A 26,903-nucleotide genomic window follows, 5' to 3' on the forward strand; every position below is an offset into this window, starting at 1 on the left:
ATATGGAACTCAACACGCGCTACCAACGACAGGTACTGATCGCCACCAGCCTCAGCTATGTGGTCGTCATTCTGGATACCTCCATCGTCAACGTGGCACTGGAGTCCATCTCCCAGACGTTCGGCTCGGATATCACCGGCCTGCAATGGGTGATCAACGCTTACACCCTGACCTTTGCCAGCCTGCTGCTGACGGGCGGCTTGCTCGGCGACCGCTACGGAGCAAAGAAAATCTACGCCGTCGGCCTCGGCCTGTTTGCGCTGGCCTCGGGCTTATGCGGGCTGGCCAACGATCTGCCTGAACTGGTGGGCGCACGCGTCCTGCAAGGGGTAGGGGCCGCGCTGCTGGTGCCATGCTCCTTGATGCTGATCAACAGCGCCTACCCACAGACCCACCAGCGTGCCAGTGCCATCGGCGTGTGGGCAGGCTGCGGTGGTATTGCCATGGCGGCCGGCCCCTTGGTGGGTGGGGTGCTGATCGAACTGTTCGGCTGGCGCAGTATTTTCCTGATCAACGTGCCGATTGCCCTGGTCGGCGTCTGGCTGACGTCGCGCATCCCATCTTCAGCGCCCCTGGCGCCCAACCGCCACTTGGATGTCACGGGGCAAATCACCGCCATTATTGCGCTGGCGACCTCGGTGGCCGTGCTGATCGAAGGGGCCAAACTGGGGTGGAATTCCGAGTGGGTCTACGTCGGGGTGTTTGTCGCGTGTATCGCCTGGTGCGCGTTCCTGGTGACCGAGAGCCGGCACAAGGACCCGATGCTGCCGCTGCATTACTTCCGTAACCCGGTGTTTTCCGGGGCAACGTTCCTGTCGCTGGTCTCGGCCCTGGTGTTCTACGGGTTGTTTTTCCTGCTCAGCCTGTACTTCCAGACCGACCGGGGCTGGTCACCATTGGAGACGGGCCTGGCGTTCCTGCCATTGACCGCCATGGTCACCCTCGGCAGCTTCACCTGCGGCCGGTTGACCCGGGCCTATGGCGCCCGCGCCGTGCTGTGTGCGGGGTTCGGCCTGTACACCCTGGGGTTCATCGGCCTGTTCGCGTTGGCCGTCGATGCGCCGTACTGGCGCATCGCACTGTGTTACCCGGCGGTGGGGTTCGGTGCGGGGATCATTACGCCGGCCGCCACTTCCGTGCTCATGAGTGTGGTTGATCGTGCCAAGGCCGGGGTGGCCGCAGGCACGCTCAATGCCAGTCGACAAAGTGGTTCAGCCTTTGGCGTGGCGATCTTCGGGGCCCTGCTGACCTCGATCGAACCGCGTAGCGATGCCATCTACCTCGCTGTCAGCGTTGCGATCGGCTTGTCATTGCTGGCCATGATGCTGTCCGCCCTGGTGCTCAAGGTGCCAGCTGCGCACCCCGTGAAAAACTGATGCGTTTGCATTTGTAAAACCATTGCCCAGCACGCCTTCGTGAATGCCGCGAGGCGCCGCTGCACCTGAAAAACATCATCACTAGGGATAATGATCATGAATGTGCTCTCTGCGGCAGCCGTTGTAGATATAGCGGGAATCGGCATTGGCCCGGCTAATTTGAGCCTGGCGGCGCTGGCCCAGCCCAAACCCGGCCTCACCGCGACGTTTTTCGAGCGCAGCAGCGAATTTCAATGGCATGCGGGGATGATGGTGCCCGACGCCATGTTGCAGGTGCACTACCTCAAGGACCTGGTCAGCCTGGTGGACCCGTCCAATCCACTGTCGTTCCTCGCCTACCTGGCCAAGCAAAAACAGTTGTTGAGCTTTATCAACGCCAATTTCGATCAAGTGCTGCGCCGCGAATTCAACCAGTACTACCGCTGGGCCTGTACCCAGCTGCCCAACCTGCATTTCAACAGCGAAGTGCGCTCGGTGGAGTTCGAGAACGGGCTGTTCCTGCTCAAGGGCGATACCTGGGTCCAGCCGGCGCGCAACCTGGTGCTGGGCACCGGGCAACAGCCTTCGATCCCGGCATTCGCGCGCCCACACCTGGGCGACACGCTGTTCCATTCCTCCCAGTACATGACCCGCAAGCGCAGCCTGAAAGACAAACGCGTGGTGGTGATCGGCGGCGGCCAGACCGGCGCCGAGATCATTCAGCACCTGCTGTCCGACACCAGCGCGCTACCGGCCAGCGTGACCTGGGTGTCGCGGCGCTGGAATTTCTCACCGCTGGATGAGTCGCCCTTTACCAACGAGCTGTATACCCCGCAATACAGCGACCACTTCTTTGCCCAACCTGAGGCCGTGCGCCAGTCGCTGCTGGTCGAACAGAAACTGGCGAGCGACGGCATCTCCCAATCGTTGTTGCAATCGATTTACCGCCGCCTGTACGAGCTCAAGCACGTGCTGCATCACCCTTGCAAAATCCGCTTGTTGCCGGGCCGCGAGTTGACCGCAGTCCAGCAGCGACCCCATCACTGGAGCCTGTCGCTGGTGCATGGGCACAGCCATGTGCAGGAAGAGCTGAGTGCCGACATGGCGGTGCTGTGCACCGGGTACGCCTACCAGATGCCGGAATGCCTGGGGGCGATCGAGCCACGCATCACCCGGCGCAATGGCGAATACCTGTTCAACCAGGACTACTCCGTGCAGTGGGACGGCCCGCAGGGGTCGGCCATCTACGTGCAAAACGCCGCGCGCAGCCAGAAAGGCATCGCCGACCCGAACCTGGGCCTGATTCCCTGGCGCTGCGCAAACATCCTCAACAGCGTCAGCGGGCAAGCCCTGTACGACCTGGACGAACCCGAGGCGTTCGTCCAATGGGGCCCCAGCGCTGCCTTCGACGAGGTCAGCGACGCGCGTTTCGATCGCCTGACCGCCCTCGCCAACTAGACCCAGGAGCCCGGCCATGGAGCCCATCACACTACCGCCCAACGGCAACGCCCCGGTCATTCGCGAAACCAAGGAACCGGTGGCGCTGCAAGGCGTGCACCTGTACCTGCACCACTTTTCCGGCAAATTGGTCAACGCCCCGATCCAGTCCTCGCGTTTCACCATCGATCCCGACTGCGCAACGGATGAAGACAGGCACGCAGTCAACGAGATCTGGTTTATCAGCGGCGGCGACCTCAACGTGTTCTACGACGGTACCTGGCACGCGGTAAAAAATGGCGACAGTTTGTATTTTGCCCCCTGGCGCCCACATTTAGCGCGCAACACTGGCACCGCGCAGGTCCAGGTGTTTTCGGTGTGGTGGGCATGAGCATGCAGCAGGATTTCGACCTGGTGATTGTCGGCGGCGGCATTATCGGCGCCTGGGCCTTGCACCACGCGGTACAGCGTTACCCGCACTGGCGGATTCTGTTGATCGACCGCTACCGCATCGGCGATGGGGCGACCTCGCATTCGGCGGGGGTGCTGCTGGCCACCGGGCGCTCGGCACGCGAACGGCGCCTGGCCGGGGAAAGTGCCGGGTTGTACCGCGCGCTGCGTGATCGGTTGGGCATCCGCACCAGCCAGGCGCCGGTGTACTGGCTGGCGGATCGCAGCCTGACGCCCGAGATTCAGCAGGCCGTGGTCGAGGCCACGGTCGAGCCCGCCGACCTGTCGGCCGCCGACCTCGGTGAACGCCTGGGCGCGCCGCTCACTGTGGGCACGGCCGAGTGCCTGTTGCGCGGCGGCACCGCCGAAAGCTACGAGCCGCCTTGGGTGGCGCGGTTGCTGATCAGCCAGAGCCTGGCCAGCGCCCAGGTGCGCTGCATCGAGGGCGTGGGGGTGCAGCGTATCGATGCGCAGGGCAGCGGTTCGCGTATCACCCTGGCCGATGGCGCCAGCGTGCGCGCCCGACGCACCCTGGTTGCCACCGGGCCATGGGTCAGCGAGTCGCCGTTTGCCGCACTCGCTACCGAGCACGGGCTACGGGTCAAGAAGGTGGTGGCCTTGCATATCGATGGCGTACCGCCGGCGAATGCCGCGGCGTTGTTCCTGCCGCAATCGGATGCGTACCTGATGCCACTGGCCGCGCGCAACCAATGGCTGTTCAGCTTCCGTTGTGATGAATGGGATGTGGCGCCGCGCAAGCACGCGCTGGAAATCACTCCCCACGACCGGGACGTCGCCAACCGCACGCTGGCGCACTACCTGCCGGCATTGGTGGCGCGGTGTCGCGGCGGCCGGGTGTTCTGCGACAGCTACAGCCCCAGCGGCGAATCGCGGGTGAGCTTCGACCCGGTGCACCACCTGGTATTTGCCGGTGCCGGCAGTGGTGCGGGTTTCCGCCTGGCCCCCGGCATTGCCCGCGAGGCCCTCGATTTGATCGTGGCTCATCGGCCCGATACGGCGGCCATCGCCGAACCCACACTTTCCGCTGCCTCGATGGATTGAAAAGATGACTGCTATCACCGCGCAAAAATTCTTCCTGATGCCGATTCCTCCCACGCCCAACGGCAGGTTGCACCTGGGCCACATTGCCGGTCCCTACTTGCGCATGGACATGCTCGGGCGCTACCTGCGCACCCAGGGGCACAGTGTCGATGTGGTCTCGGCGGTAGACGGCTTCGACTCCTACGTCCTGTGGAAAGGCGTGCAGGAGCAGCGCGCGCCCGAAGAGGTGGTGCGTGACTACCACGGGCAGATCGCCAACGACCTGCGCGCGCTGGATGTCGAGGTCGATGACTTCCTCGACCTGGTGCAAGGCCCGTACGCCGCGCAGCATGCAGACAATGCCCGGCGCACGGTCGAGCGCCTGGTGGCGTTGGGCGTGACCGAAACCGTGGTCGAACGTGTGCTGTATTGCCCGCATACCCGTCGCTACATGGCCGGCGCGTGGCTGGTGGGGCAGTGCCCGTATTGCCAGGCCGGGGCTGGCGGCTACTTCTGTGAAGCCTGCGGTGCCTTGTTCCGCCCGGAAACCATGCTCAATCCCCAGCCGCGCATGGGCGACAGCCCGTTGCAGTGGGTCGAGGTCGAAAGTCTGTTCCTGAAAGTGGCCCACCCCGACCAGTTGCTGCGGCGCATGGCGGCGTCCGGTGCGCCGGCGTCGATCATCGAGGTGATCGCGCGCTTCCTGGAACGCGAAAATGGCCGCGTGCGGCTGACTGCACCCGGCGACTGGGGTGTGGCCTGGAGCCCGGATCGTTTTGACAACCCACGCGTGTTGTTCGAGTCCGGCTGGGAATACGCACTGACCTGCGCCGACCGTGCCCGCGAGCACTCCCCGGAGCACGGCCACGCCATGCTGCGCAGCAGCGAGGTGACCACGCTGGTCAGCTTTGGTATCGATAACGCGGTGTTGCTGCTGGCGGGCAGCGTGGCGGTGATGGATGCCCTGCAGGATCACCAGTCGTTTGACTACGTGTTGACCAACTACTTCTACAACCTGCAAGGCGCGAAGTTTTCCACCAGCCGCCTGCATGTGGTCTGGGCCGCCGATATCGTCGAAAAAACCCCGGCCACCAGCGATGGCGTGCGTTATTTCCTCTGCCGCGAAAGCCCCGAACTGGGCGAAACCAATTTCGCCGTGGAGGAGTTTGTCGAGGTGGTCAATGTGGACCTGGCCGGTGCCCTCGACCGGCGTGTCGACCTGGCCCTCGGCAGCCTCGATCAGGCCCGGTTGCAGTCCATCGAGCCAGACTTGTTGCCGGGCCTCGAAATGGCCGTTGCGCGCCTGGGCCAGGCGTTCCGGCTCGACGCTGTCTCGGTGCGCGACGCCTGGGAGGTGTTGCACCAGTGGATGCAACGGCCGGACCTGGACGTGACACAGCCTGGGCACGCTTACTTGTGGCTCAAGGGCCTGGCGTACCTGGCCGCGCCGATCATGCCGCGCCTGGCCGAGCACCTGTGGCACCGCCTGGGCCATGACGGTTTGCCGGTGGTCCAGGCGCTGTATGCCGCCTCGCTGCCGAGGCCGGAGACCGTGGCGCGCCCGCGTTTTGCGGCCTTGTCCCCGCTGGCGCTGGCGCCATGCTTGCCGGCCAGCGTGGTGCTGGCGGGTGCATCCAGCGATGCATGAATACGCTGACGTCATCGTGATCGGTGCCGGCACCACCGGTACCAGCGCCGCCTGGCACCTGGCGCGCGCCGGCGCGTCGGTACGGCTGCTGGACAAAGGCGCGATTGCCAGTGGCTCGTCGGGCGCGTCGCCGGGGATCGTGCGCGAGTATTACGCCGACCCTGTCCTCAGCCAACTGGCGGCACGGGGCGTGCGGGCCTATCGCGATTGGCGGCAGCACTATCCCGGCACTTGCGGCTACCAGCGCACGGGGTTCTTGACCGGTATTCCCGCCCGCGAACAAGCGGCCACCCAGGCCAACGTCGAGCATTTGCGCGCGACGGGTGCGGCGCTTGAGTGGTTATCTGCCGAGCAAATGCAGGCGCAGGTGCCAGACCTGATTATCGACGGCCTGGCGGGCGCGGTGTTCGAGCCCGACGCGGGCTATTGCGATCCGCGCCTGACCGCGCGCAGTTTTGCAGCCGGTGCACGGGACCTCGGCGCGGTGATCGACGAGGGGCGGGCGGCACGACGGATCGTGCGCCAGGCCGGGCGCGCCATCGGCGTGCAGACCGACACCGGCTTTATCGCCTGCGCCCATGTGGTCAATGCCGCCGGGCCGTGGGCTGCCACACTGGCTGACGATTGCCAGGCGCCATTGCCGATCCACGCCACCCGGCAAAGCGTCGGCATTGTCCAGGTGGAGGGCGTTGACTCGCCGATGCCAGGCTATTGCGACCGGGAGGCGGGCTTCTACCTGCGCCCGGACCAGCCCGGCCGCTATTTCATCGGCTCGCTGATTGCCGCCGAAGGCGTAGCGATCGACCCGGATAGCTTCGACCGCAGCTTCTGCGACGCCAACGTGCTGGCCTACCGCGACCGCGCCGCCCTGCGCTTGAAGCGCCTGACCGGCGCGCAGGCCACCGGGCGCCGCGTGTCGTTCTTCGACAACACACCGGATGGCAACCCGATTGTCGGGCCCGACCCTCGGCTGCCGGGGCTGTTTGTCGCGGCAGGGTTGTGCGGGCATGGCTTCAAGTTTGCGCCGTTGTTTGGGCAGGCGATTGCGCAGTGGGTATTGCAGGGCGAGATGCCGGCGCAGATGGGGGTGTTTGCGGTAGAGCGATTTCTCGGGAGCGTTCAGTCAACCTAGTTGATCCTGACGTCCGAGCCGGCGATCAGTCGGTGTCGACGATTCGACAAGGCCGAATGCCTGTTAGGACTGTAAGGACTGTTAGGACTGTTAGGACTGTAAGGAATGTAAGGAATGTTAGGACTGTAAGGACTGTAAGGACTGTAAGGAATGTAAGGAATGTAAGGAATGTAAGGACTGTAACTGTGGCGAGCGGGCTTGCCCCGCGTTGGGCTGCGCAGCAGCCCCAAAACCAGGCCCCGCGGTGTGTCAGTTAAAAACACATCGCCTGGAATGGGGCCGCTTCGCGCCCCAACGCGGGGCAAGCCCGCTCGCCACAGCAAGCCCACTGGCCACAACACGAGCGCTCGCCACAACGGCCCTATCTACCGGGGGGCTCAGCCGCGCGCTTCATTTCGAATGAAGGTGCGAAACACGTGATCCCACAGCGGCGAAGAGACCCCGAAGTTCTTCTCGATACCTTTGCGATGGTGCAGATCGTGATTGGCGATCAGCCCTGGAATGAACCGATAAGCCCAATGGTTGGGGCGGTGCATCACGTAGTGCACCGAGATGTAATAGAAATAGCCCACCACCGCACCGACGAATACCGAGGTCAGTTGCCCATACCAGGCCAGCAGTAACAGGACCGCCAGCGCCGAACTGGTTTTCCAGCTGGATACACCGATAAAGGCGAGCACATCGACATGGTGGGTCCAATGCTCGTGGCGATACAGCGAGTGGAACAGAAAACGGTGTACCCCATATTCCACCAACGTCCATCCCAACAACCCGGCAAGCGCCAGGCCGGGATCAAACGGTGCGAGGTAAAGTGCGAGGATCACGAACAGCGGAACGCTGAAAAAGTCGAGGTAGTACGCGACCGATGACATCAGCCATTTGTTTGATGCAGCCATGCGCAGGGTGTCCTTGAATGCCCGATAAGGGGCGGGCGTGCTGTCCGTAGGGGCGCTGAATGTACCCGAAGGTGTGTGCCGTTTGAATGCGCGGCCGCAAATAAATCCTCCCATCCACACCGCGCAAAGCGGCCGAGGCGCTGTTGGTGGCGCAACACCGGTTCAATAAACTGTGCGATTTCACGGGCCCTACGCTTCGCGCGAATGGGGGTAACCCGTTGAATCTACGAGGCTTATGCTTTGGCATGATTTGTGTTGTCAGTGGGTTGGCACTGACCCGACAACGGGAGGGTTAACCCTCACCTTTCATAAGAAACCACACCCATGCACATCCCCTTCAAGCGCACGTTAATCGCCGGCCTGCTGGCCATCGGCACATTTGGCGGGCTGTTGCCCGCCGTGGCCCAGGCGGCCAATGATCAACAGTTCATCCCGTTGGCGACCTATCGGGTCGGCGCCTACGCCTCCAGCGGCATTCCGTGGTGGGCGGGGGAGATTGACTACTTCCGCTACATCAACGAGGTCGAAGGCGGTGTAAACGGCGTCAAGCTGGTCTGGCAGGAGTGCGAGACCGAGTGGAAGACCGATCGCATCATCGAATGCTACGAGCGCTACAAGGCCGGCCTGGACGGCGCGCCCACCGGCTTCTTCTTCACCCATAGCACGCCGGCTTCCTATGCGCTGATGGACCGTGCCGCCGTCGACCATATCCCGTTGATCGATGGCGCCGGCGGGCGTACCGAGTCGACCGATGGCCGCGTGTTCCCCTATGCCTTTCCGTTGCTGCTCAACTACTACGGCCAGGCGTCGGTGGGCATCAACTACATCGCCCAGCGTGAGGGGGGGCTGGACAAGCTCAAGGGCAAGAAGATCGTGACGGTCTACCACGACTCTGCCTATGGCCGTGAAACCCAGGCCGCCATGCAATTGCTTGCAGATAAGTACGGCTTCGAGAACATCCAGATCCCCGTGGCCGACCCTGGCAATGAACAGTCCACCCAATGGCGGCAAGTGCGCCAGATCAATCCGGACTGGGTCTTCCTGCGTACCTGGGGCGTATCCACGCCGGTCGGTATCAAGACCGCCGTACGTTTCGGCATCCCGGTGGATCGCCTGATCGGGGATGTCTGGGCCGGCTCCGAAGCCGACGTGATTCCCGCGGGCACCGCTGCCAAAGGCTACCAGGCACTGGCGCCGTTCCCGGGTGGCGACACCTTTGAAATTCACCGCAGGCTCAAGCAGTTCATCCTTGATCCGGGCAAAAGCAACCTCAAGGACCCCAGTTACTTCGGCAAGGTCTACTACAACATTGGCCTGATCAACGCGGCCATTGCGGTCGAGGCGTTGCGCACCGGCCAGGCCAAGTTCGGCCACCGTGGGTTGAACGGCGAAGAAACGCGCTGGGCGTTCGAGCACCTGGACATCGACGCAGCGCGCATCAAAGCGTTGGGTCTCGAAGGGTTGCTGGCGCCGTTGAAACTGTCCTGCGCCGACCATGAAGGCGGCGGCGCGGCGCGGGTGCAGCAGTGGGACGGGCAAAAGTGGCTGTTGGTGACCGACTGGGTCCAGGCCGACCGCGCCACCTTGCGTCCGTTGATCGAAGCCAAATCCGCTGCGTATGCCCAGGAAAAAGGCATCGCAGCGCGTGACTGCGCGGCCGAGTAGGCCACCGGCTCAGGCGGCGGTGGCCGCCACGCTGCCAGGGATGGCGGCAATCAATTCACGGGTGTAATCGCTGCCCGGCCGGTTGAAGATCTGTTCCACCGTCCCCTGTTCGACCACCTTGCCATTGCGCAGCACCAACACCTCATGCGCAAAGTTGGCCACCACCGACAAGTCGTGGGACACCAGCACATAGGCAATCCCCATTTCCCGCTGTAGCTCTTCGAGCAGGTCGAGGATGTGCGCCTGCACCGACACATCGAGGGCGCTGACCGGCTCGTCGAGCAGCAACAGGTCCGGCTTCAACGCTAGCGCACGGGCGATCGCGACACGCTGGCACTGGCCACCGGACAGCTCGCGCGGCAGGCGATCGAGGAAGCTGACCGGCAGGTGCACGCGACCGATCAGCTCGCGCGCCGCGTGTTCCAGCGCCGCCCCCTTGAGCCGCCCGAACGACACCAGGGGTTCGACAATACTGTCAAACACCGTGAAGCGTGGGTCGAGCGCGGCGAACGGGTTTTGCTGGACCAGTTGCAGGCGTTGACGCAGCGGGCGGAATTCGCGCCAGCTCAGGGTGGTGACGTCTTGCTGCTCGAACCAGACCTGGCCCTGGGTCGGTTTCTCCAGGCCCAGGGCGATGCGCAACGCGGTGCTCTTGCCTGAGCCGGATTCGCCGACGATGGCCAGGGTCTGGCCGGGGTAGACCTGCAGGCTGAGGTCTTGCAGGGCCACGAAGGTGGGGGCTTCGCCCTTCACCTTGGGCAGGCTGAAGGTCTTGCCGACGTTGTGCAGGCGCAGGATCGGTGCGCGCGTTGCATCGGACCTGGCGTGTGGCTCTCGGCGCCTGGCGAACGCGGGAGCGGCGGCGATCAGCGCGCGGGTGTAGTCGTGGCGCGGGTTCGCCAGTATCTGCCGGGGCGGGCCCTGTTCGACCACTTCGCCTTGCTTCATCACCAGGATGCGGTCGGCACGGTCGATGGCCACGCCCAGGTCATGGGTGATGATCAGCAGGGAAATGCCCCGTTCACTGACCAGCCGTTGCAGGTGGTCGAGAATCTTGCGTTGTACGGTGACGTCGAGGGCGCTGGTCGGCTCGTCGGCAATGATCAGGCGGGGGTTGCCGGCCAGGGCGATGGCGATCAGCACGCGCTGGCGCATGCCGCCGGAGAGTTCATGGGGGTACTGGCGGGCCCGCAGGACCGGCTTGTCGATACCCACCTGTTGCAGCAGCTCGACAATATCGGCATCGACGCCGGGGTAGCGCTTGCCCTTGGCCAGGATCAGCGCCTCGGCGATTTGCTGGCCGATGCGCAGGGTCGGGTTGAGGCTGACCATCGGGTCCTGGGGCACCAGCCCGACGGTGCGCCCACGCTGCAAGCGTTTCTGGCGTTCGCTGGCATGGGTCAGTTCGTTGCCGTCTACCCACAGTTGACCCGCGCTGATCTGCGCGTGCTCGGGCAGCAGGCCGAGAATCGCGTTGGCCAGGGTTGATTTGCCCGAGCCCGACTCGCCGACAATCGCGACTGTTTCGCCCTGGGCCATCGACAATGACAGGCGTTGTACCGCCAGCAGGGTCTGGCCGCCGGAGCGGTAGCCGACACTGAGTTGGCGTACATCGATCAACAGGTTGTTATCGGTGGTCATCGCTGGATCTCCTCGAAGGTGCGGGCGATATGGTTGAGGCTGAACACCACGGCCACCAGGAACAGGCCTGGCAGCAACGAGACCCACGGAGCGGTGATCAGGAAGTGCCGACCGTTGGCGATCAAGGTGCCCCATTCCGCTGCCGGTGGCGCAGCACCGAAACCGAGAAAGCTCAAGCCCGCTGTCGCCAGGATCGCGGCGCCGAAATCCAGGGTGGCGAGCACCGCCACCGGGCCCCACGCGTTCGGCAGGATGTGCCGCAGCAAGGTGCGCCGCCAGCTGGCGCCGCCCAGGCGCGCGGCTTCGACGTAGGGCAAGGTCTTGACGCGCAGCACTTCGGCGCGGGTGGTGCGGGCGAACCCCGGAATGATGCCGACGCCCACGGCGATGGCCACCGGCACGGTACCGAAGCCGATAGCGGTGACGATCGCCAGGGCCAGCAGCAGGCCGGGCAGGGCCAGCAAGACATCGATAAAACGCATGAGCACCGCATCGATGCGACCGCCGGCAAAGCCGGACAGGATGCCGAGCCCCAGCCCGCCGACCAGGGCGATCCCAACCGCGAGGAACGCCGCCAGCACTGACAGGCTGGCGCCGTAGACCACGCGGGTGTAGAGGTCGCGCCCCAGCTCATCGGTGCCGAACCAGTGGCCCAGGCTGGGCGCGCTGAGTTTGGCGGCCGGCGCGGTGGCGTAGGGGTCGAAACTGCTCAGCAATGACGGCGACACCGCCGCGACCAGGGCAAACAGCACCACCAGCAGCGCCAGGCTGAAACCGGGGCGGCGCAGCAGGGGCAGCACCGCCGAGGCGGCGCGTTGCAGTCGGCTGCGACGGCGCCAGAGGGGGGGAGCCAGGGTGGTTGGCGCAAGACGCCGGTCAATCGTGGTCATGGTCTAGGACACCTTTGGCGTATGGGAGATGCGCGGGTCGAGCCAGGGATAGAGCAGGTCGACCAGCAGGTTCACCAGCACAAATGCCGCCGCCGAGACGGCAACGATGGCCAGCACCACTGGAATGTCCTGGCGCAGCACCGCTTCCTGCGCCAGGCGGCCGATGCCGGAGCGGGCAAAGATGGTTTCCACCAGCACCGCGCCGGACACCGTATTGCCCACTTGCAGCCCGATCAGGGTGAGAATCGGCAGGGCCGCGTTGCGAAAGCCGTGACGCGCCTGCACCTGGCCACGGCTCAAGCCTTTGGCATAGGCCGTGACGATGTAGGGCTCCTGCCACACCCCTTGGAAACTGCGTTGCAGCACCTGGGCGTACACCGCCGCACTGGGGATCGCCAGGGTGATCGCCGGCAGCACCAGGCTTTCAACCCCGCGGCTGCCGGTGGCGGGAAACCAGCCGAGGCCGAACGCGAATACCTGGATCAGCAGCAGGCCCATCCAGAACACCGGCACTGAAAAGCCCAGCGACGGCAACCGGGTCAACGCGATTTTTAACGGCCGCCAGCGCAGGTACGCAGTCAGGTAGGCCAGGCCGACACCGCCGAGCAGCGACAACACAATCGCCAGCCCGGCCAGGGACAAGGTCTGCGGCAATCGCTCGGCGAGCAGCTCGGCCACCGGTCGATTCAGCGACAGCGACTGGCCGAAGTCACCGTGCAGCGCGCCGAGCAGCAGGTTGAAATACTGCTCGAACACGCCCTGGTCGAGGCCGTAATAAGCGCGGGCCTTGGCCAGGTCTTCGACCGACAGCGCGTCGGCCTCCATGCCCGAGGCGCTGAGCATGATGGACAGGGTGTCGCCCGGCAGCAGGTACAAAATGAAATAGGTGATGCTATAGGCGCCCCAGAGCACCAGCAGCGCCTGGCCAATCCGGCCGATCAGGTAACGGCTCATGGCGTACCGACCTCGATATCACCCAGCAATGCGAAGCCCTCGGCGGTCCAGCGAAAGTGTTTCACCCGTGGCGAGGTCGCTGCCTGCCACACGCGTTCATACACCGGGAACGCCGAACCCTCATCGATCAACAGGTCTTGCAAATCGCCATAGGCCGTGGCGCGTTGTGCGCCCTGGGTGGCGGTGATGCCGGCATCGAACAGGCCCTTGGCGGTGTCCAGCACGGCCGGCTCATAGAGGTTGGTGGCCAGGGTCGAGCTGTTGGCGGTGCGCGGATCGAGGATGGTTTGCAGGATGATCGGATCAGCACGGGTCATATAGTTGATGGTCAGGTCATAATTGCCGGCGGTGTTGTTGGCGACCCATTCGGCGCGGGTGACCACGCTGAGTTTGAGCTCGATGCCGACCTTGCGCAGCTGATCCTGGATCAACACATCGCCGGCGGTTTCTGCCGGGCTGATGTTGTAGCTCAGGCTCAGGCGCTTGCCGTTTTTCTGCCGATAACCGTCCGCGCCCTTGGCCCAGCCGGCTTGATCCAGCAGGCGCTCGGCGGCGGCCGGGTCGTAGACCAGTTTGGCGCCCTGGCTCTTGAAGTAGGGCGTGGTCACATCGAAGATGCCGTCCACCACCGGGAACTCGGCGTTGTACACCGTGCTTGCGTAGCTCTTGCGGTCGATGGCTTTCTGTACGGCCAGGCGCACCTGTTTGTCGGCCAAGGCACGCCCGCCACGGGTATTGGGGTACAGGTTCAGCGCCGGGCCCGGCAGCGAGCGGCTTTGAATGGTTGCGCCCCTGGACTGGAACAGTTTCAGGTCCACCTCGGAGAACGGGTTGCGCGGCCACAGGATGTCGGCCTTGCCTTGCAGGAACAGGCCGTTGCGCACGCTTTCCTCGGGGATATAGCTGATGTCCACCGCGTCCAGGTGGGCCTCGCCCTGGTTCTTCATATTGGCCGACGCCCAGGCATAACCCTTGCGCTTGGTCAGGTGCGCGCCGACTTCCGGGGTATAGCTGGCCAGGATGAACGGGCCGGTGCCGATGATCTTGCCCAACGAGCGCTCCTTGGCGCTGAGCGCATAGGAGGCCGGGGCAAGGATCGACAGGTTGGTGGTGGATGTGGCCTGCAGGAAGCCCGCATTCGGCTTGGCGAGCACCAGCTTGACGGTGAAGTCGTCGACCACTTCGGCGTGATCGAACCCCGCCAGGTAAGTGGCGCCGAAGGTGGCCGGTAACTCGGTGGCCAGCGCCTTGTTGCTGTCGAAGGCCGTCTTGACCGCCTGGGCATCGAAGCGCTCGCCATTGCTGAAGGTGACGTTGTCGCGCAGGTGGAAGGTGTAGGTGAGGGCGTCGTCGCTCACTTCCCAGCTTTTCGCCAGCCAGGGAATGATCCTGCCGGTTTCCGGGTCCTGGTCGGTCAGCGACTCAGCGACATTGCGCAGCAACACCCGGTGTTCAAGCCAGTAGACCTGGAACGGATCGACGCTGACCAGGGTGGTGTTGTCGCCGAAAAAGGCGATATTCAGGGTCTTGCCGGCCTGGGTGTCGTTACCCGAGGGTGAGCAAGCGGCAAGGCTTAACGCCAATGCGCAGGGGGCCAGCAGACGGCTCATCAAGTTGGAGGTATTCAATGGAGTGCCCTCAGGTGGCGATTACGGTGTATGCAAGGGGTGGGTCAGAAGTCGTAGGCCAGCTTGGTGTACCAGTAGCCGCCGCCCGGATAGAACGGCGGGTTGCCATAGGGCGCCAGGCCCAGGTTGCTGTAGACGGCGTGCCGGTCGGGGCGCACGTCGAAGATATTGGTGCCGCCGACGCTGACGGTCAGGTGGTCGACGAAGGTGTAGCTGACGTCCAGGTCGGTGATCCATTTGGCGCCGAAGCTGCGGTCGCCCGTGGGGTTCACCGCCAGGGTCTTGACCGCGCCATAGCGGCTGGTTTGCAGGTTGACCGCCAGGTCCGCGACCTTCCAGTTGGCGCCGAGGATCCATTTGGTCTTGGGCGACGCTTCGGTGAGGTCGCCCTCGCGGTCGCGGCCCACCAGGGTCACGCCGGAATTGGCGAGGGCGGCGGGTGTACCGCGACTGTCTTCAATGGTGGTCTTGTTCCAGTTGAAGCCCAGGCTCCAGCGCACATCGCCCCAGGCATCCAGCGGCGTGGTGTGGTCGGCAACGATGTCCAGGCCGCGGGTGCGGGTGTCGAAGGCGTTGGTGTAGTAGTTGACCCAGGTACCGGTGGGTACACCCTGGGCGGCGAGGATGGCATTGATGGCGCCATTGCCCTGGTCGTAGATATTGCTGGTCAGGGCGATGCGGTCATCAATGTCGATCAGGTAGGCATCGGCGGTGATGCTGGTGCGTGGCGCTGGCTGCCAGGTCAGGCCCAGCCCCAGGTTGCGCGATTTCTCCGGCTTGAGGTCGTCGCCACCCAACGCCTTGGCCAGGTTGCTGCCGGAAGGGGTCAAGCGGGTCACGGCGGGCACCACGTTACCGTTCACATCGATGGCCACTCGGTTGTCTGCCACTGTGTAGCCGATCTGCGTCAGGGACGGCGCACGAAAGCCGGTGCCGACCGTACCGCGTACCGCCACCGTGTCGGTCAGCTCGTAGCGTGAGTTCACCTTCAGCCCGAAGGTATTGCCAGAGTCATCGTCGTAATGTTCGACACGGCCGGCCACGTCGAGGAACCAGCGCTCGGTCAGGTCAAAGCCCAGGTCGAGGTAACCGGCGTAGTTATTGCGGATCAGGCTGACTTCATCCTCCGGGCGAATCGTGACGGCCGCCTGCGCCCCCGACGCCGCCGGGTAAGTGCCGGTGATATAGGCCTCGGGATCTGCGGCGAAGGTGCTGAAATGTTCCCAGCGGTGTTCCAGGCCGGCGGACACCTGCACAGGCGAGGTCAGGTTGAACAGGCTGTCGTAGCGGCGAGTGATGTCCAGGTTGTTGACCCACTGCTCAAAGCGAAAGGTCGCCAGGTTGTCGAACCGCGTCGGTGAGGCGGTGCCCAGCGACGGGTTGATATTCAGGTCGCTGGAGTGGTGGACGTTGTTGCGCCCATAAGTGGTGCTCAGGTCCCAGTTCCACTCGGCCACTTGCCCCTTGCCGCCAAACAGCAGTTGGTAGTCGCGGTCCTTGATGTTGTTCAGCGGGTAGTAACCGTCCGGAAATACCTCGGGCACCGCGGCCCTGCCGGTGGGCAGGCGAAAGTAGTTGGCGGCCTCGGCGTCACGCTCGCCATAGGTGGAGAAGGAGTACAGCGTCAGGTCTTCCAGGGGCAATTCGGCGTTGTAGGCCAGGTTGAATGCCTTGAGGTCAGGGTCGCCGTTCTTGATCGCCACCCGGTTCCAGGCGGCTTCCTTGGCGGGGTCGCTGAACGCCCTGACCGTGCTGTCGGCCTTGTCGTTCCAGGCGGCGGTTCCGCGTTTGCGGGCATCGGCGGAGAAGTGGAAAAAGCCGCGTTCGCCGAGCTTGAACCCCTCGTCGCCCGCCACCTTGATGGTTTCGCCCTGGCCGGAAAACAACTGGCCGTAACTGGTCTCCAGGTGGCCGCCGCTGTTGTCTTTCTTGAGGATCACGTTGATTACGCCCGCCACCGCATCCGAGCCGTACTGGGCGGCAGCGCTGTCTTTGAGTACCTCGATATGGTCGACGGCGCTGACCGGGATCAGGTCGATGTCCACCGCGTTCGCGCCGCTGTTATCGATCGAACCGCGCTGGCCGGTCGCGCCGTTGTGCCGACGCTTGCCGTTGACCAGCACCAGGGTGTAGGCCGGGCCCAGGCTGCGGTTGCTGAGGGGGCGGGTCACTGAGTTATAGCCGGCAATGTTGGTGCCGAAGTTGAACGAGGGCAGCAGCTTGGCAATGGCCTCGGACAGTTCGGCGCGGCCGGTCTTGAGCAGTTGTTCGCTGTTGATCACGTCAATCGGTGCCGGGCTGTCGGCCACGGTGCGTTGTTGGCCGCGCATGCCGGTGGAAATCACCGTGACCGTGCCCAGTTGGGCGTCATCCGTCGTGGTCTCGGCGAAGGAGGGCGCGGTGGCCAGCAGCAAGGAGCTGGTCAAGAGTGACAGGTGGAACTTGTTGAGGGGGAGCGGGGCGGTGATGTCTGGCATGTTGGAAAGGTCCATGTAAGCCTGCTGAAGGCTCCTGGTGGTCGTGGGGGTACGTCCTCCGCCAGGCATGGGGTCGGTCTGTGATGTGAAGGTATTACTATAAGAAACGGGAGTGAAAGTCTTTTTTGGAATAAGCTAATTATTAGATATTGTTATCTTAATAATTTATAAGATCATCTATTTTTATTATGTTGCCCGTGAGCGGCTCAACGCTGCGCAAAGTCCTCGGTGCACGCTCCATAGGCCCCAGCATCGCGGGCCCCCTCGGCTTGCATATGCCGCAGATAGATAATATGTTAACGGAATAACTAAAAAGAATCAGTGGGAGGGGGGTATGCCTGCCTTGCTTCACGCTTGCGATGCATTCGCCAACTGGAACCGCGACTTGCGTGCAGTCTGCGGTAACTTCAACACGACGCTGTCAAACCAGCACAGCCTGTTTATCGGCAGTGTCCATGGCCAGGATGTCTGCGGCCTGGGGGTGGCGCATATCCGTACCAACGCAGGGTTGATCAGCCGCCAGCGCACCTCGGGGGACGGGGACGATGATCGCTACTGCTTTCTGATTCTCCAGGGTGCGGGCCATCAGCGCATTCGCCAGCAAAACCGGGTGATCGAGTTGGGGCCTGACGACATTGCCTTGGTCGACTCGGCGCAGGCATTTGAGATCGAACCCCAGGGCCTGGTGCACAACATCTCGATCCATCTGTCACGTGACGAAGTCAGCCACCAGCTTCGCCCCGAACAGTTGTTCGGCAAGCTTGCGCGCAATAGCGTCGCCACTCACATGATTCGCACGTTGGCGCGCTCGCTGGGGGATGTGGAGTTGCGCAAGGACGAAGGTGGCCGCAGCGATGGCCCGGCACTGGCGCAAGCATTGATCGGCTTGGCCGCCGCCGGCCTGCGCGAGCGTGACGAACGCCAGCCCGGTTTTGCCTGCGTGGGCCAGGATGATATTTACGGACTGGCCACGCGACTGGTGGAAACCTCACTGCAAGAGACGGAACTGGGCCCTGAATACCTGGCCCGACACCTGAACGTCTCGGTGCGCCAGCTTTACCGGCTGTTTGAGCAACGCCACGAGAGTATCTCCCGCTACATCCAGCAACGCCGCTTGGAACGGGTGGCGCAAGACCTGTGCGCGCAAGACCTGCGCCATGAATCAATCACCCAGATCGCGTTTAAATGGGGGTTTGTCGACGCGGCGCATTTCAGTCGCGTCTTCAAGCGCCATTTCCAGCATGCCCCTCGGGACTATCGCCAACACGCCCTATAAATGCCGGCCTGGCAGGGAATGCCAAGCGGTTTGGCAGACTCAGTCAAGTCCTCGGGCGTGGCAGGCACTCTAATAACATTGCCTGGGCTGGGGTTGATACCGAGCCGATTATTGCTGGAGAAAAATAAAAATGAGAACACGGAGCTTGCTGATCGGCAGCCCTTTACTGATGGCTGCGTTGTGCCCGGGTGTGTGGGCGGGTCCGGCGCAGGTCGACGGTCGGCGCATCATCGCCGCCGACCAGGAGCCAGGCAACTGGATGAGCCACGGCCGCACCTACGACGAGCAACGCTACAGCCCGCTCGATAGCGTCAATGCCGACAACGTCGGGCAGTTGGGCATGGCCTGGACGACGAAACTGGATATCGACAGCGGCACCGAAGCCACGCCGCTGGTGGTCGATGGGGTGATGTACACCACCGGGGCTTTCAGCATTGTCTATGCGATCAATGCCGCCACCGGCGAGTTGCTCTGGAAGTATGACCCTAAAGTCCCGCCCGAAAACCTTAGCCAGGGCTGCTGCGGCCCGGTCAATCGGGGCGTGGCGGTGTGGCAGGGCAAGGTCTATGTGGGCAGTTTTGATGGACGCTTGATTGCCCTGGATGCGGCGAATGGTCAGCCGGTGTGGAGCGTCGACACCATCATCGATCGTACCAAGAGCTACTCGATCACAGGCGCGCCGCGCATCGTCAAGGGCAAGGTGCTGATCGGCAATGGCGGCGCCGAGTTTGGCGTACGCGGCTACGTCACGGCTTACGACGCCGAGACCGGCCAACAGGTGTGGCGTTTCTACACGGTGCCAGGTGATCCGAAACTGCCGCCGGAAAACCCGGCCATGGCCAAGGCGATGAAGACCTGGGACGGCGATGGCTGGGTCAAATGGGGCGGCGGCGGTACCGTCTGGGACTCCATGGCCTACGACCCCGAGCTTGATCTTCTTTATGTGGGCACGGGCAACGGCTCACCCTGGAACTACCAGTTCCGTACCAATGGCAAGGGCGACAACCTCTACGTCTCGTCGATCCTGGCGCTGCGGCCAGACACCGGCGAATACGTGTGGCACTACCAGATCACCCCGCAAGACCAGTGGGATTTCACCGCGACCCAGCACATGATCCTCGCCGACATCAAGATCGACGGCACCCTGCGCAAGGTGATCATGCAGGCGCCGAAAAACGGCTTTTTCTACGTTCTGGATCGCACTAACGGCCAACTGCTGTCGGCGAAGAATTTCGTCCCGGTCAACTGGGCCAGCGGTATCGACATGAAAACCGGACGCCCGATCCTGACCGGTGCGGCCGACTATTCCAAAGCGCCGAAAGTGGTGCAGCCCAGCTTTCTCGGTGGGCACAACTGGCACCCCATGTCGTTCAGCCCAAAGACCGGCTACGTCTACATCCCGGCCCAGTACACCTTGGCCGAACTCAAGGCCGCGAAGGCACCGATGTTCTTGTCGAACAAGTCAGTGGTGAACTTCGGGCTGGATGTGCCGGACCTGCCTGAAGACCCGAAAGCCTTGAATAAAATCCGTGACGCCTGGAGCGGTGAGCTGATCGCCTGGGACCCGGTCAAGCAGCAGGCCGCCTGGAAGCAGCCTTATATCAGCGCCGGCAACGGCGGCACACTGGCCACGGCGGGCAACCTGGTGTTCCAGGGCACGGCCGATGGCCGCGTGGTCGCCTACCGCGCCGACACCGGCAAGCCATTGTGGGAGCATCGCGCCAACTCCGGGGTGATGGCCGGGCCTGTCACTTATACCGTCAAGGGGGAGCAATACGTGGCGTTCTCGGTGGGATGGGGCGGGATCATCCCCTTGCTGACCGGACCGTTGACCAATAAGGGCAAGGTGCGCGCCGAATCACGGGTGATTGCCTTCAAGCTGGGCGCCCACGGCGAACTGCCGCCCCCCAAGGTTGCCCCGGTATTGCCGACCACCCACCAGGCCCTCACGGCAACCCCTGAGCAACTGGCGCAGGCGCGCGGCCTGTTCAACGGGTTGTGTGCAGGTTGCCATGGCCTCAACGCGATCAGTGGCGGTGTGGTGCCGGACCTGCGCTACCTGGACGACAACAAGCATGCGGCGTTCCCGGCGTTTGTCAGCGGCGCGCTGATCACCCGCGGGATGCCGAACTTCTCCGACATTCTCCAGCGCGAAGACATGGAGTTGATCCGTCAATACCTGGTCAAGCGCACCCAGGATCTGCAAGCCGACCTCAAGGCTGCCGGGCACGTCGACGCCCACTGATTCCCCGTTGTTTCACCTGTGCCTGGCGACTCCCCACGGAGTCGTCATGGCGAAGCCATGCCCCCAATAACAATAAAGAGACCCGCCATGAAAGCACTCAATACCCTGACACTGAGCACACTTCTCGCCAGCCTGGCCCCTTTGGCCCTGGCCGATGTGAAACCCGATCCGGGCGACTACACGGCGCTGCCCCAAGGCACGGACGTGGTGGTGTTGTACCAGCAGAATCCACGCGGGGATAAGGTGTATTCCGGCGGCAAGAAAGTCGCCGACAACCTCGACCTTGACCTCACCGTTGGGGTGCTGCGGCTGATTCACTTCACCGAGTTCTTCAACACCGGGCTGACCTGGGACCCGCAGATCGTCATCCCCTTCGGCTACCAGAAGACCGGCGCCACCGACAGCAAAAAATCGGGGCTGGGGGATATCACTTTCGGTGGCACAGTATGGACCATCGCCGACCTGGCCAAGAACGAACACCTGGGCTGGTCGGTATTCGTCACCGCGCCGACCGGCAGCGAGAAGAACCAGGGCTTTGCCTTGAGCAGCAACCGCTGGGCCCTGGATTTCCAGGTCGGTTACATCAAGGGGCTTACCGATAAAATCACCTGGGATGTGATCGCCGAAACCGAGTTCTACGACGAGCAGCGCTCCACCGCTGCGAAAAAAGATCCCTTGCTGCAATTGCACAACCACCTGCGCTACAACTTCACCCCGGACACTTACGCTGCGGTCTCCTACCGGCATAACTGGGGCGCGCGCGAGACCCTTGACCATGAAACCCTGGCCACCAGCCGCAGCAATGGCACGCTGGGCTTCACCGTGGCGACCATGCTGGGCAAGCAGGTGCAAGTGATGGGGCAGTTGATGCATGACACGTCGGTGCGCGAGGGCGTGAAGATTGATAATTCGCTGCAGTTTCGCCTGGCGTACTTCTACTGAGCCAAGGGTTGCCCGGCATGGACACGGTCCATGCCGGGGCCGGATCAATAGCGAATCATCACCGATTTGAGTTCGGTGTAATCGTCGATAAATGCTGAGCCGAATTCGCGCCCGATCCCCGATGACTTGACGCCGCCAAAGGGTACGGCCGGGTCCAGCAGGGTGTGCATGTTCACCCACACCGTCCCGGCATGGATGGCCGGTACCATGCGCAGCGCCTTGCTCAGGTCATTGGTCCAGAGACTGGCACTCAAGCCATAGGGCGTGTGGTTCATCAGCGCCAGCAACTCTTCTTCGGTGTCGTAGGGCAAGAACGTGGCAATCGGGCCGAAGGTTTCCTCGTTGAGCAAGCTGTCGTTGAGGCTGTTGGCGAGGATCACGGTCGGCTCGACATAGCAGCCGGGACGATCCATGGGCTTGCCGCCGTGAATGATCGTATTGTTTTCGGCACGGGCCTTGGCAAAAAAACCTTCGAGCTTGCGTTGGTGCTGGCGGTTGGTGACCGGGCCGAATTCAGTGCGTTCATCCAGCGGCGAACCGATGTGCAGTTTGCCCAGACGCTCGGACAGCCGAGCCATGAGCGGCTCGATCTGCGAGCGATGCGCGAAAAAGCGTTCAGCCGCGGCGCAGATCTGCCCGGAGTGCAGGAAACCCGCCTCGATGATGCCGTTGACTGCCGTGTCGAGGTCCACATCGCGCAGGAACCCCGCCGAGTTTTTCCCGCCCAGTTCCAGGGTCGCGCGGGTCAATCCTGCGCTGGCCGCACTGCGGCCTACGGCGATGCCGGTCGGCACCGAGCCGGTGAATGACACCTTATCGGTCCCTGGGTGTTCAACCAGTGCCTGGCCGACCCGACCGCTTCCGGTCAACACGTTCAGGGCCCCGGCAGGCAAGCCCGCGTCGACCGCCAGTTCGGCGATGCGCAGGATGGTCAGCGGGGTGAATTCACTGGGCTTGATGATGATGCTGCAGCCGGTGACCAACGCCGAGGCGAGTTTCCAGATGGCGATCATGGTCGAAAAATTCCACGGCACGATGCCCACCACCACGCCAACCGGTTCGCGCAGGGTGAACGCGGTATAGCGTTCGCCGGCAAAGGAGGGCAGGGACGGGGTGAGGGTCTGGCCGCTGATCTTGGTGGCCCAGCCGGCGTAGTAACGCAGGAAGTGCGCGGCCTGGTCCACTTCGAAGGCGCGGGAGACCTGGATGATCTTGCCGGACTGGCACGTCTCGATCTGGGCCAGTTCCTCGCGGTTGCGTTCCAGCAGGTCGGCAAGCTTGAGCAGCACGTTGCCGCGCACGGCCGGGGCCACTTGGGACCATTGCTGGAAGCCACGACGAGCGGACTCCACCGCCGCGTCGACGTCGGCAGCGTCCGCATCGGCGACATGGGCAATCACCTGGTCGGTGGCGGGGCTGATGACTTCCAGGGTCTGGCTGGAATGGCTCTGCACGTAGCCGCCATCGATAAACAGCGTATGGCGACGACGCAGGAAGGCTTCGACTTGGGGCAGGAGGGTGATGTCAGTCATGGGGTTTTCCTGGTGGCGAACAAGGGCAAACGGGGAGGTTAATCAACCGCTGCCACGTCGGCTTGACTGTGACTGCCTGGCGCCATGCCTGTGCCTGCCATCGGCGCGCCAGTCGCGTTGGCGGGGCGCGGCCAGCGCCCATGAAAAGTACAATTTTGCATCTGGAAGGTGCATTTTCCGGACATGCCGCTCACCGCATACTGAGCCTGCAGCCGGCGCCGCCCCTCGATAATGGAAGGCCGCCGGACATCCAATAATAAGCAGGGCCCTCCATGAAAAAGCCAAACCCGCTCCTCGAAGACCTCAAGTCCATTCTGCCGACCATTGCCGCCAATGCGTTCAAGGCGGAGCAAGACCGCAGGGTCCCCGACGAAAACATCGCGCTGCTCAAAGGCATCGGCCTGCACCGTGCTTTTCAGCCCCGTGCCTTCGGTGGCATGGAGATCTCCCTGCCGCAATTTGCCGATTGCATCGCCTTGCTCGCCGGAGCCTGCGCCAGCACGGCCTGGGCGATGAGCCTGCTGTGCACCCACAGTCATCAACTGGCAATGTTTTCCGCACAGTTGCAGCAGGAAGTCTGGGGCGAGGATCCCAATGCAACCGCGAGCAGCAGCATCGCGCCGTTCGGGCGCACCGAAGAGGTCGACGGGGGCGTGTTGTTCAGCGGCGAGATGGGCTGGAGCAGTGGCTGTGACCATGCCGAGTGGGCGATTGTCGGTTTCCGGCGCAAGAATGCCGAAGGCACCCAGGACTATTGCTTTGCCGTGCTGCCGCGCAGCGACTATCAGATCCGCGATGACTGGTTTGCCGCCGGCATGAAAGGCAGTGGCACCAAGACCCTGATCATCGACAACGCCTGGGTGCCGGAGCACCGCATCCAGAAAGCCAAGGACATGATGGAAGGCAAGTCCGCAGGCTTCGGTTTGTACCCGGACAGCAAGATTTTCTACTCGCCGTACCGTCCTTACTTTGCCAGCGGTTTCTCCACCGTCAGCCTGGGGGTTGCCGAGCGCATGCTGGAGGTCTTCCGCGAAAAAACCAAAACGCGCGTGCGTGCCTACACCGGGGCCGCGGTGGGTGCGGCTACACCCGCACTGATGCGCCTGGCCGAGTCGACGCACCAGGTCGCCGCGGCCCGGGCCTTTCTCGAAAAGACCTGGCAGGAACACGCCGAGCACAGTGAGCAGCATCGCTATCCGAGCCGTGAAACCCTGGCGTTCTGGCGCACCAACCAGGCCTACGCGACCAAAATGTGCATCCAGGCCGTGGACCGTCTGTTCGAGGCCGCTGGCGGCAATGCCTGGTTCGAGCACAACGAGATGCAGCGCCTGTTCCGTGACTCGCACATGACCGGCGCCCATGCCTACACCGATTACGACGTCTGCGCGCAGATCCTGGGTCGTGAGTTGATGGGCCTCGAGCCCGATCCCAGCATGATCTGAGTCATTCGCCCTATGCGCCATAACAATAATCAGGGCTGCTTGTGCAAGCAGTCCGGGAGTCTTGCATGTCTGATAAATGTTCTGCGTCTTTCGACCCTCGCGCCTTTCGCCGCGCCCTGGGCAACTTTGCCACTGGCGTCACCGTGGTGACGGCGGCCGACGCCAGCGGGCGCAAGGTCGGTGTGACGGCCAACAGTTTCAACTCGGTGTCCCTTGACCCTCCGTTGGTGCTGTGGAGTATCGACAAACGTTCCAACAGCCATGAGGTGTTCGAGGAGGCCAGTCATTTTGCCGTCAACGTGCTGGCGGCGGACCAGATCGACCTCTCCAATAACTTCGCCCGACCCAAGGAGAATCGCTTCGCCGAGATCGAGTACGAATCGGGGGAGGGCGGCTCGCCAGTGTTTGCCGACTGCGCGGCTCGTTTTCATTGCGAGAAGTACCAGCAGGTCGACGGTGGTGACCATTGGATCATGATTGGCAAGGTGGTGGCTTTCGACGATTTCGGTCGCTCGCCGTTGCTGTATCACCAGGGGGCTTACTCCATGGTCTTGCCCCATACCCGAATGACCCAGCGCGATGAAAACCAGGCCCCGAGCAGCCATTTCCAGGGGCGTCTCAGCCATAACCTGTATTACTTGATGACCCAGGCGGTGCGCGCCTACCAGTCCAGCTACCAGCCTCGGCAACTGTCCACCGGCCTGCGTACCAGCGAGGCGCGCATGCTGATGGTGTTGGAAAACGACGCCAGGCTGAGCCCCAATGATCTGTTGCGTGAGGTGGCGATGCCTGTTCGGGAAATCGATGAGGCCGTCGCCAACCTCAAGCGCAAGGGGCTGGTAAACGACGATGACAACGGCGTACGTCTGACGGCGGCCGGTATCGAGCAGACCGAAGACCTTTGGGCGATCGCGCAGGCGCAACAAGAGAAAGTCTTTGCCGAATTCAGCGAAGAGCAGATCGAAACGTTCAAGACCGTGTTGAAGCGACTGATCAGCCACTGCTGACTGCCAGCCCAAGCGCGTTTGATCTTTAGCGGCAACCAATAAAAATCCGACGCCTGTGATGGCATCGGATTTTTTTTGCGTCAGGTTCGGCCCCGCGAACTGACCCGCAACGTTGTCAGCATCCAGGCTCAGCGTGCTTCGGCCAGCGCATCGATCCAGTGCCGCTGAAACGCCGCAAGCGCTTCCTTCGGTTGCTGCAACTGCACAAATTCCAGCATGGGATCGGCCACTTCAGTCCGGACGCCCGCCAGTTCCTCAATGGCGGCTAATCCGCAAAACGGCACATACGCTTCGGAATACCCGCCTTCATGCACCAGCACGAGACGGCCTTGACACAGGCGTTCGGCGGCTTTGCGCACGCAGCGGGTCATTTGCCGGAACGAGTCGCTGTGCAACAGCATCCGGGCCAGCGGGTCGACGGCGTTGGCGTCGTAACCGCAGGCGACGATGATCAACTCTGGCTCAAAACGCTCCAGCGCCGGCATCACGATGCGCTGCATTGCATAGAGGTAAGCCTCATGACCGCTGCCGGGGGGCAACGGAATATTGATATTCGCTCCCAATCCCGCGCCACGGCCGCGATCGGCTTCACCGCTGTAACCCGCAGGAAAGCAGCCGTCTTGATGCAGCGAAATGGTCAGCACGTCGGCACGCTCTTCGAAGATGGATTGCGTACCGTTGCCGTGGTGCACGTCCCAGTCGATCACCGCGACTTTGCCCAATCCACGCTGCGCTTTGGCGGCCTCGATGGCGATGGCGATATTGGCCAGGAAGCAGAAGCCCATGGCGCTGTCGGCGAGGCAGTGGTGGCCTGGTGGGCGTGACAGGGAATAGGCATTGTCGACCTCGCCGGACAGCACCGCGTCCACCGCGGCCATGGCCAGGCCGGCGGAGAGTCTGGCTATTTCATAACTGCCGGGCCCGATGGGCGCGCTCGGCCCCAATTCGCCGCCCCCGGCATCGCTCATGGCCTTGAAACGGTGCAGGTAGCCCGGCGTATGCACCCGCAGCAAGTCCTCATGCGTTGCCGCCTTGGCGCTTTGTACCTGCAGGTGTCGGGTCAGGCCGGAAACGTCCAGCAGGCTCTTCAACCGGCGTTTGGTTTCCGGCGATTCGGCGTGGCCGGCAGCGGCAGGCGGTTGCACCCAACCTCCTACGGGCAAGGTCAAGGCGTGCAGTCCAGCGCTGTGCCAAAGGCTGAGTTCGTCGAAGAAAAATGCACTTTTTCGGCTCATCGTCGTTTCC

At 63.2% G+C, this 26,903-nt stretch carries 20 protein-coding genes; 12 read left to right on the top strand and 8 right to left on the bottom strand.

The features are described from left to right. Positions 1-2 precede the first annotated feature (2 nt). The 6 genes from ACODSV_RS24740 to ACODSV_RS24765 all read left to right on the top strand — a co-directional run bounded on the left by ACODSV_RS24740 (position 3) and on the right by ACODSV_RS24765 (position 7,063). On the top strand, positions 3-1,376 hold the full coding sequence (locus ACODSV_RS24740) for an MFS transporter (protein ID WP_102623838.1): 1,374 nt from the start codon (positions 3-5) through the stop codon (positions 1,374-1,376). A gap of 96 nt (positions 1,377-1,472) precedes the next feature. Further along, entirely contained in the window at positions 1,473-2,813 is a 1,341-nt protein-coding gene (locus ACODSV_RS24745; RefSeq protein WP_223817795.1) for a lysine N(6)-hydroxylase/L-ornithine N(5)-oxygenase family protein, read from the top strand. Between the two features lie 16 nt (positions 2,814-2,829). Beyond that, on the top strand, positions 2,830-3,183 hold the full coding sequence (locus tag ACODSV_RS24750; protein ID WP_150053779.1) for a cupin domain-containing protein: 354 nt from the start codon (positions 2,830-2,832) through the stop codon (positions 3,181-3,183). Beyond that, on the top strand, positions 3,180-4,304 hold the full coding sequence (locus ACODSV_RS24755) for an NAD(P)/FAD-dependent oxidoreductase (protein WP_223817796.1): 1,125 nt from the start codon (positions 3,180-3,182) through the stop codon (positions 4,302-4,304). Before ACODSV_RS24750 ends, ACODSV_RS24755 begins: the two co-directional genes overlap by 4 nt. A 4-nt stretch (positions 4,305-4,308) precedes the next feature. Next, positions 4,309-5,931: a methionine--tRNA ligase gene (locus ACODSV_RS24760; RefSeq protein WP_150053781.1), complete on the top strand. Its 1,623-nt coding sequence runs from the start codon at positions 4,309-4,311 to the stop codon at positions 5,929-5,931. Then, complete coding sequence (locus ACODSV_RS24765) at positions 5,924-7,063, top strand: NAD(P)/FAD-dependent oxidoreductase (RefSeq protein WP_150053782.1); 1,140 nt, start codon at positions 5,924-5,926, stop codon at positions 7,061-7,063. The genes ACODSV_RS24760 and ACODSV_RS24765 overlap by 8 nt, the downstream gene beginning before the upstream one ends. Positions 7,064-7,440: 377 nt before the next feature. Here the strand turns inward: ACODSV_RS24765 and ACODSV_RS24770 are convergent, their stop codons facing one another. Further along, the gene (locus tag ACODSV_RS24770; protein ID WP_024075331.1) at positions 7,441-7,959 is read right to left on the bottom strand and encodes a sterol desaturase family protein; all 519 of its coding nucleotides are present in this window, start codon (positions 7,957-7,959) and stop codon (positions 7,441-7,443) included. Positions 7,960-8,283: 324 nt separating this feature from the next. Here ACODSV_RS24770 and ACODSV_RS24775 point away from each other — a divergent pair, with 324 nt between their 5' ends. Next, positions 8,284-9,624 (top strand): ABC transporter substrate-binding protein, encoded by a 1,341-nt coding sequence (locus tag ACODSV_RS24775; RefSeq protein ID WP_190301010.1) that lies wholly within the window; start codon positions 8,284-8,286, stop codon positions 9,622-9,624. Between the two features lie 9 nt (positions 9,625-9,633). Here ACODSV_RS24775 and ACODSV_RS24780 read toward each other — a convergent pair whose 3' ends face one another. The 5 genes from ACODSV_RS24780 to ACODSV_RS24800 form a co-directional block, all read right to left on the bottom strand. Beyond that, the gene (locus ACODSV_RS24780) at positions 9,634-11,265 is read right to left on the bottom strand and encodes a dipeptide ABC transporter ATP-binding protein (protein WP_454843627.1); all 1,632 of its coding nucleotides are present in this window, start codon (positions 11,263-11,265) and stop codon (positions 9,634-9,636) included. Beyond that, positions 11,262-12,155, bottom strand: a complete 894-nt coding sequence (locus tag ACODSV_RS24785; RefSeq protein ID WP_150055360.1) for an ABC transporter permease — start codon at positions 12,153-12,155, stop codon at positions 11,262-11,264. The genes ACODSV_RS24780 and ACODSV_RS24785 overlap by 4 nt, the downstream gene beginning before the upstream one ends. A 3-nt stretch (positions 12,156-12,158) precedes the next feature. Next, entirely contained in the window at positions 12,159-13,109 is a 951-nt protein-coding gene (locus tag ACODSV_RS24790; RefSeq protein ID WP_024075335.1) for an ABC transporter permease, read from the bottom strand. Further along, complete coding sequence (locus ACODSV_RS24795; RefSeq protein ID WP_190300963.1) at positions 13,106-14,719, bottom strand: ABC transporter substrate-binding protein; 1,614 nt, start codon at positions 14,717-14,719, stop codon at positions 13,106-13,108. Before ACODSV_RS24795 ends, ACODSV_RS24790 begins: the two co-directional genes overlap by 4 nt. Before the next feature lie 62 nt (positions 14,720-14,781). Then, the gene (locus tag ACODSV_RS24800; RefSeq protein WP_150055362.1) at positions 14,782-17,214 is read right to left on the bottom strand and encodes a TonB-dependent receptor plug domain-containing protein; all 2,433 of its coding nucleotides are present in this window, start codon (positions 17,212-17,214) and stop codon (positions 14,782-14,784) included. Positions 17,215-17,548: 334 nt separating this feature from the next. Between ACODSV_RS24800 and feaR the strand changes: the two genes are divergently transcribed. The 3 genes from feaR (at position 17,549) to ACODSV_RS24815 (ending at position 21,677) form a co-directional block, all read left to right on the top strand. Beyond that, entirely contained in the window at positions 17,549-18,490 is a 942-nt protein-coding gene (gene feaR / locus ACODSV_RS24805; RefSeq protein WP_024075338.1) for a transcriptional regulator FeaR, read from the top strand. A 130-nt stretch (positions 18,491-18,620) separates the two neighbouring features. Continuing rightward, complete coding sequence (locus ACODSV_RS24810; protein ID WP_041160934.1) at positions 18,621-20,735, top strand: PQQ-dependent dehydrogenase, methanol/ethanol family; 2,115 nt, start codon at positions 18,621-18,623, stop codon at positions 20,733-20,735. 87 nt (positions 20,736-20,822) lie between these two features. Further along, positions 20,823-21,677, top strand: a complete 855-nt coding sequence (locus ACODSV_RS24815; RefSeq protein WP_150055358.1) for a transporter — start codon at positions 20,823-20,825, stop codon at positions 21,675-21,677. 44 nt (positions 21,678-21,721) lie between these two features. Here ACODSV_RS24815 and ACODSV_RS24820 read toward each other — a convergent pair whose 3' ends face one another. Further along, positions 21,722-23,209, bottom strand: coding sequence for an aldehyde dehydrogenase family protein (locus ACODSV_RS24820; protein WP_150055357.1), 1,488 nt, complete (start codon positions 23,207-23,209; stop codon positions 21,722-21,724). Positions 23,210-23,481: 272 nt separating this feature from the next. Here ACODSV_RS24820 and ACODSV_RS24825 point away from each other — a divergent pair, with 272 nt between their 5' ends. Together ACODSV_RS24825 and ACODSV_RS24830 are read left to right on the top strand one after the other, a co-directional pair. Then, positions 23,482-24,651 (top strand): p-hydroxyphenylacetate 3-hydroxylase oxygenase component, encoded by a 1,170-nt coding sequence (locus tag ACODSV_RS24825; RefSeq protein ID WP_150055356.1) that lies wholly within the window; start codon positions 23,482-23,484, stop codon positions 24,649-24,651. 65 nt (positions 24,652-24,716) lie between these two features. Further along, complete coding sequence (locus ACODSV_RS24830; RefSeq protein ID WP_150055355.1) at positions 24,717-25,658, top strand: p-hydroxyphenylacetate 3-hydroxylase reductase component; 942 nt, start codon at positions 24,717-24,719, stop codon at positions 25,656-25,658. Positions 25,659-25,786: 128 nt separating this feature from the next. Here ACODSV_RS24830 and ACODSV_RS24835 read toward each other — a convergent pair whose 3' ends face one another. Continuing rightward, entirely contained in the window at positions 25,787-26,893 is a 1,107-nt protein-coding gene (locus ACODSV_RS24835; protein ID WP_190300962.1) for a class II histone deacetylase, read from the bottom strand. Positions 26,894-26,903 lie beyond the last annotated feature (10 nt).

Source organism: Pseudomonas sp. FG86 (assembly GCF_057808775.1).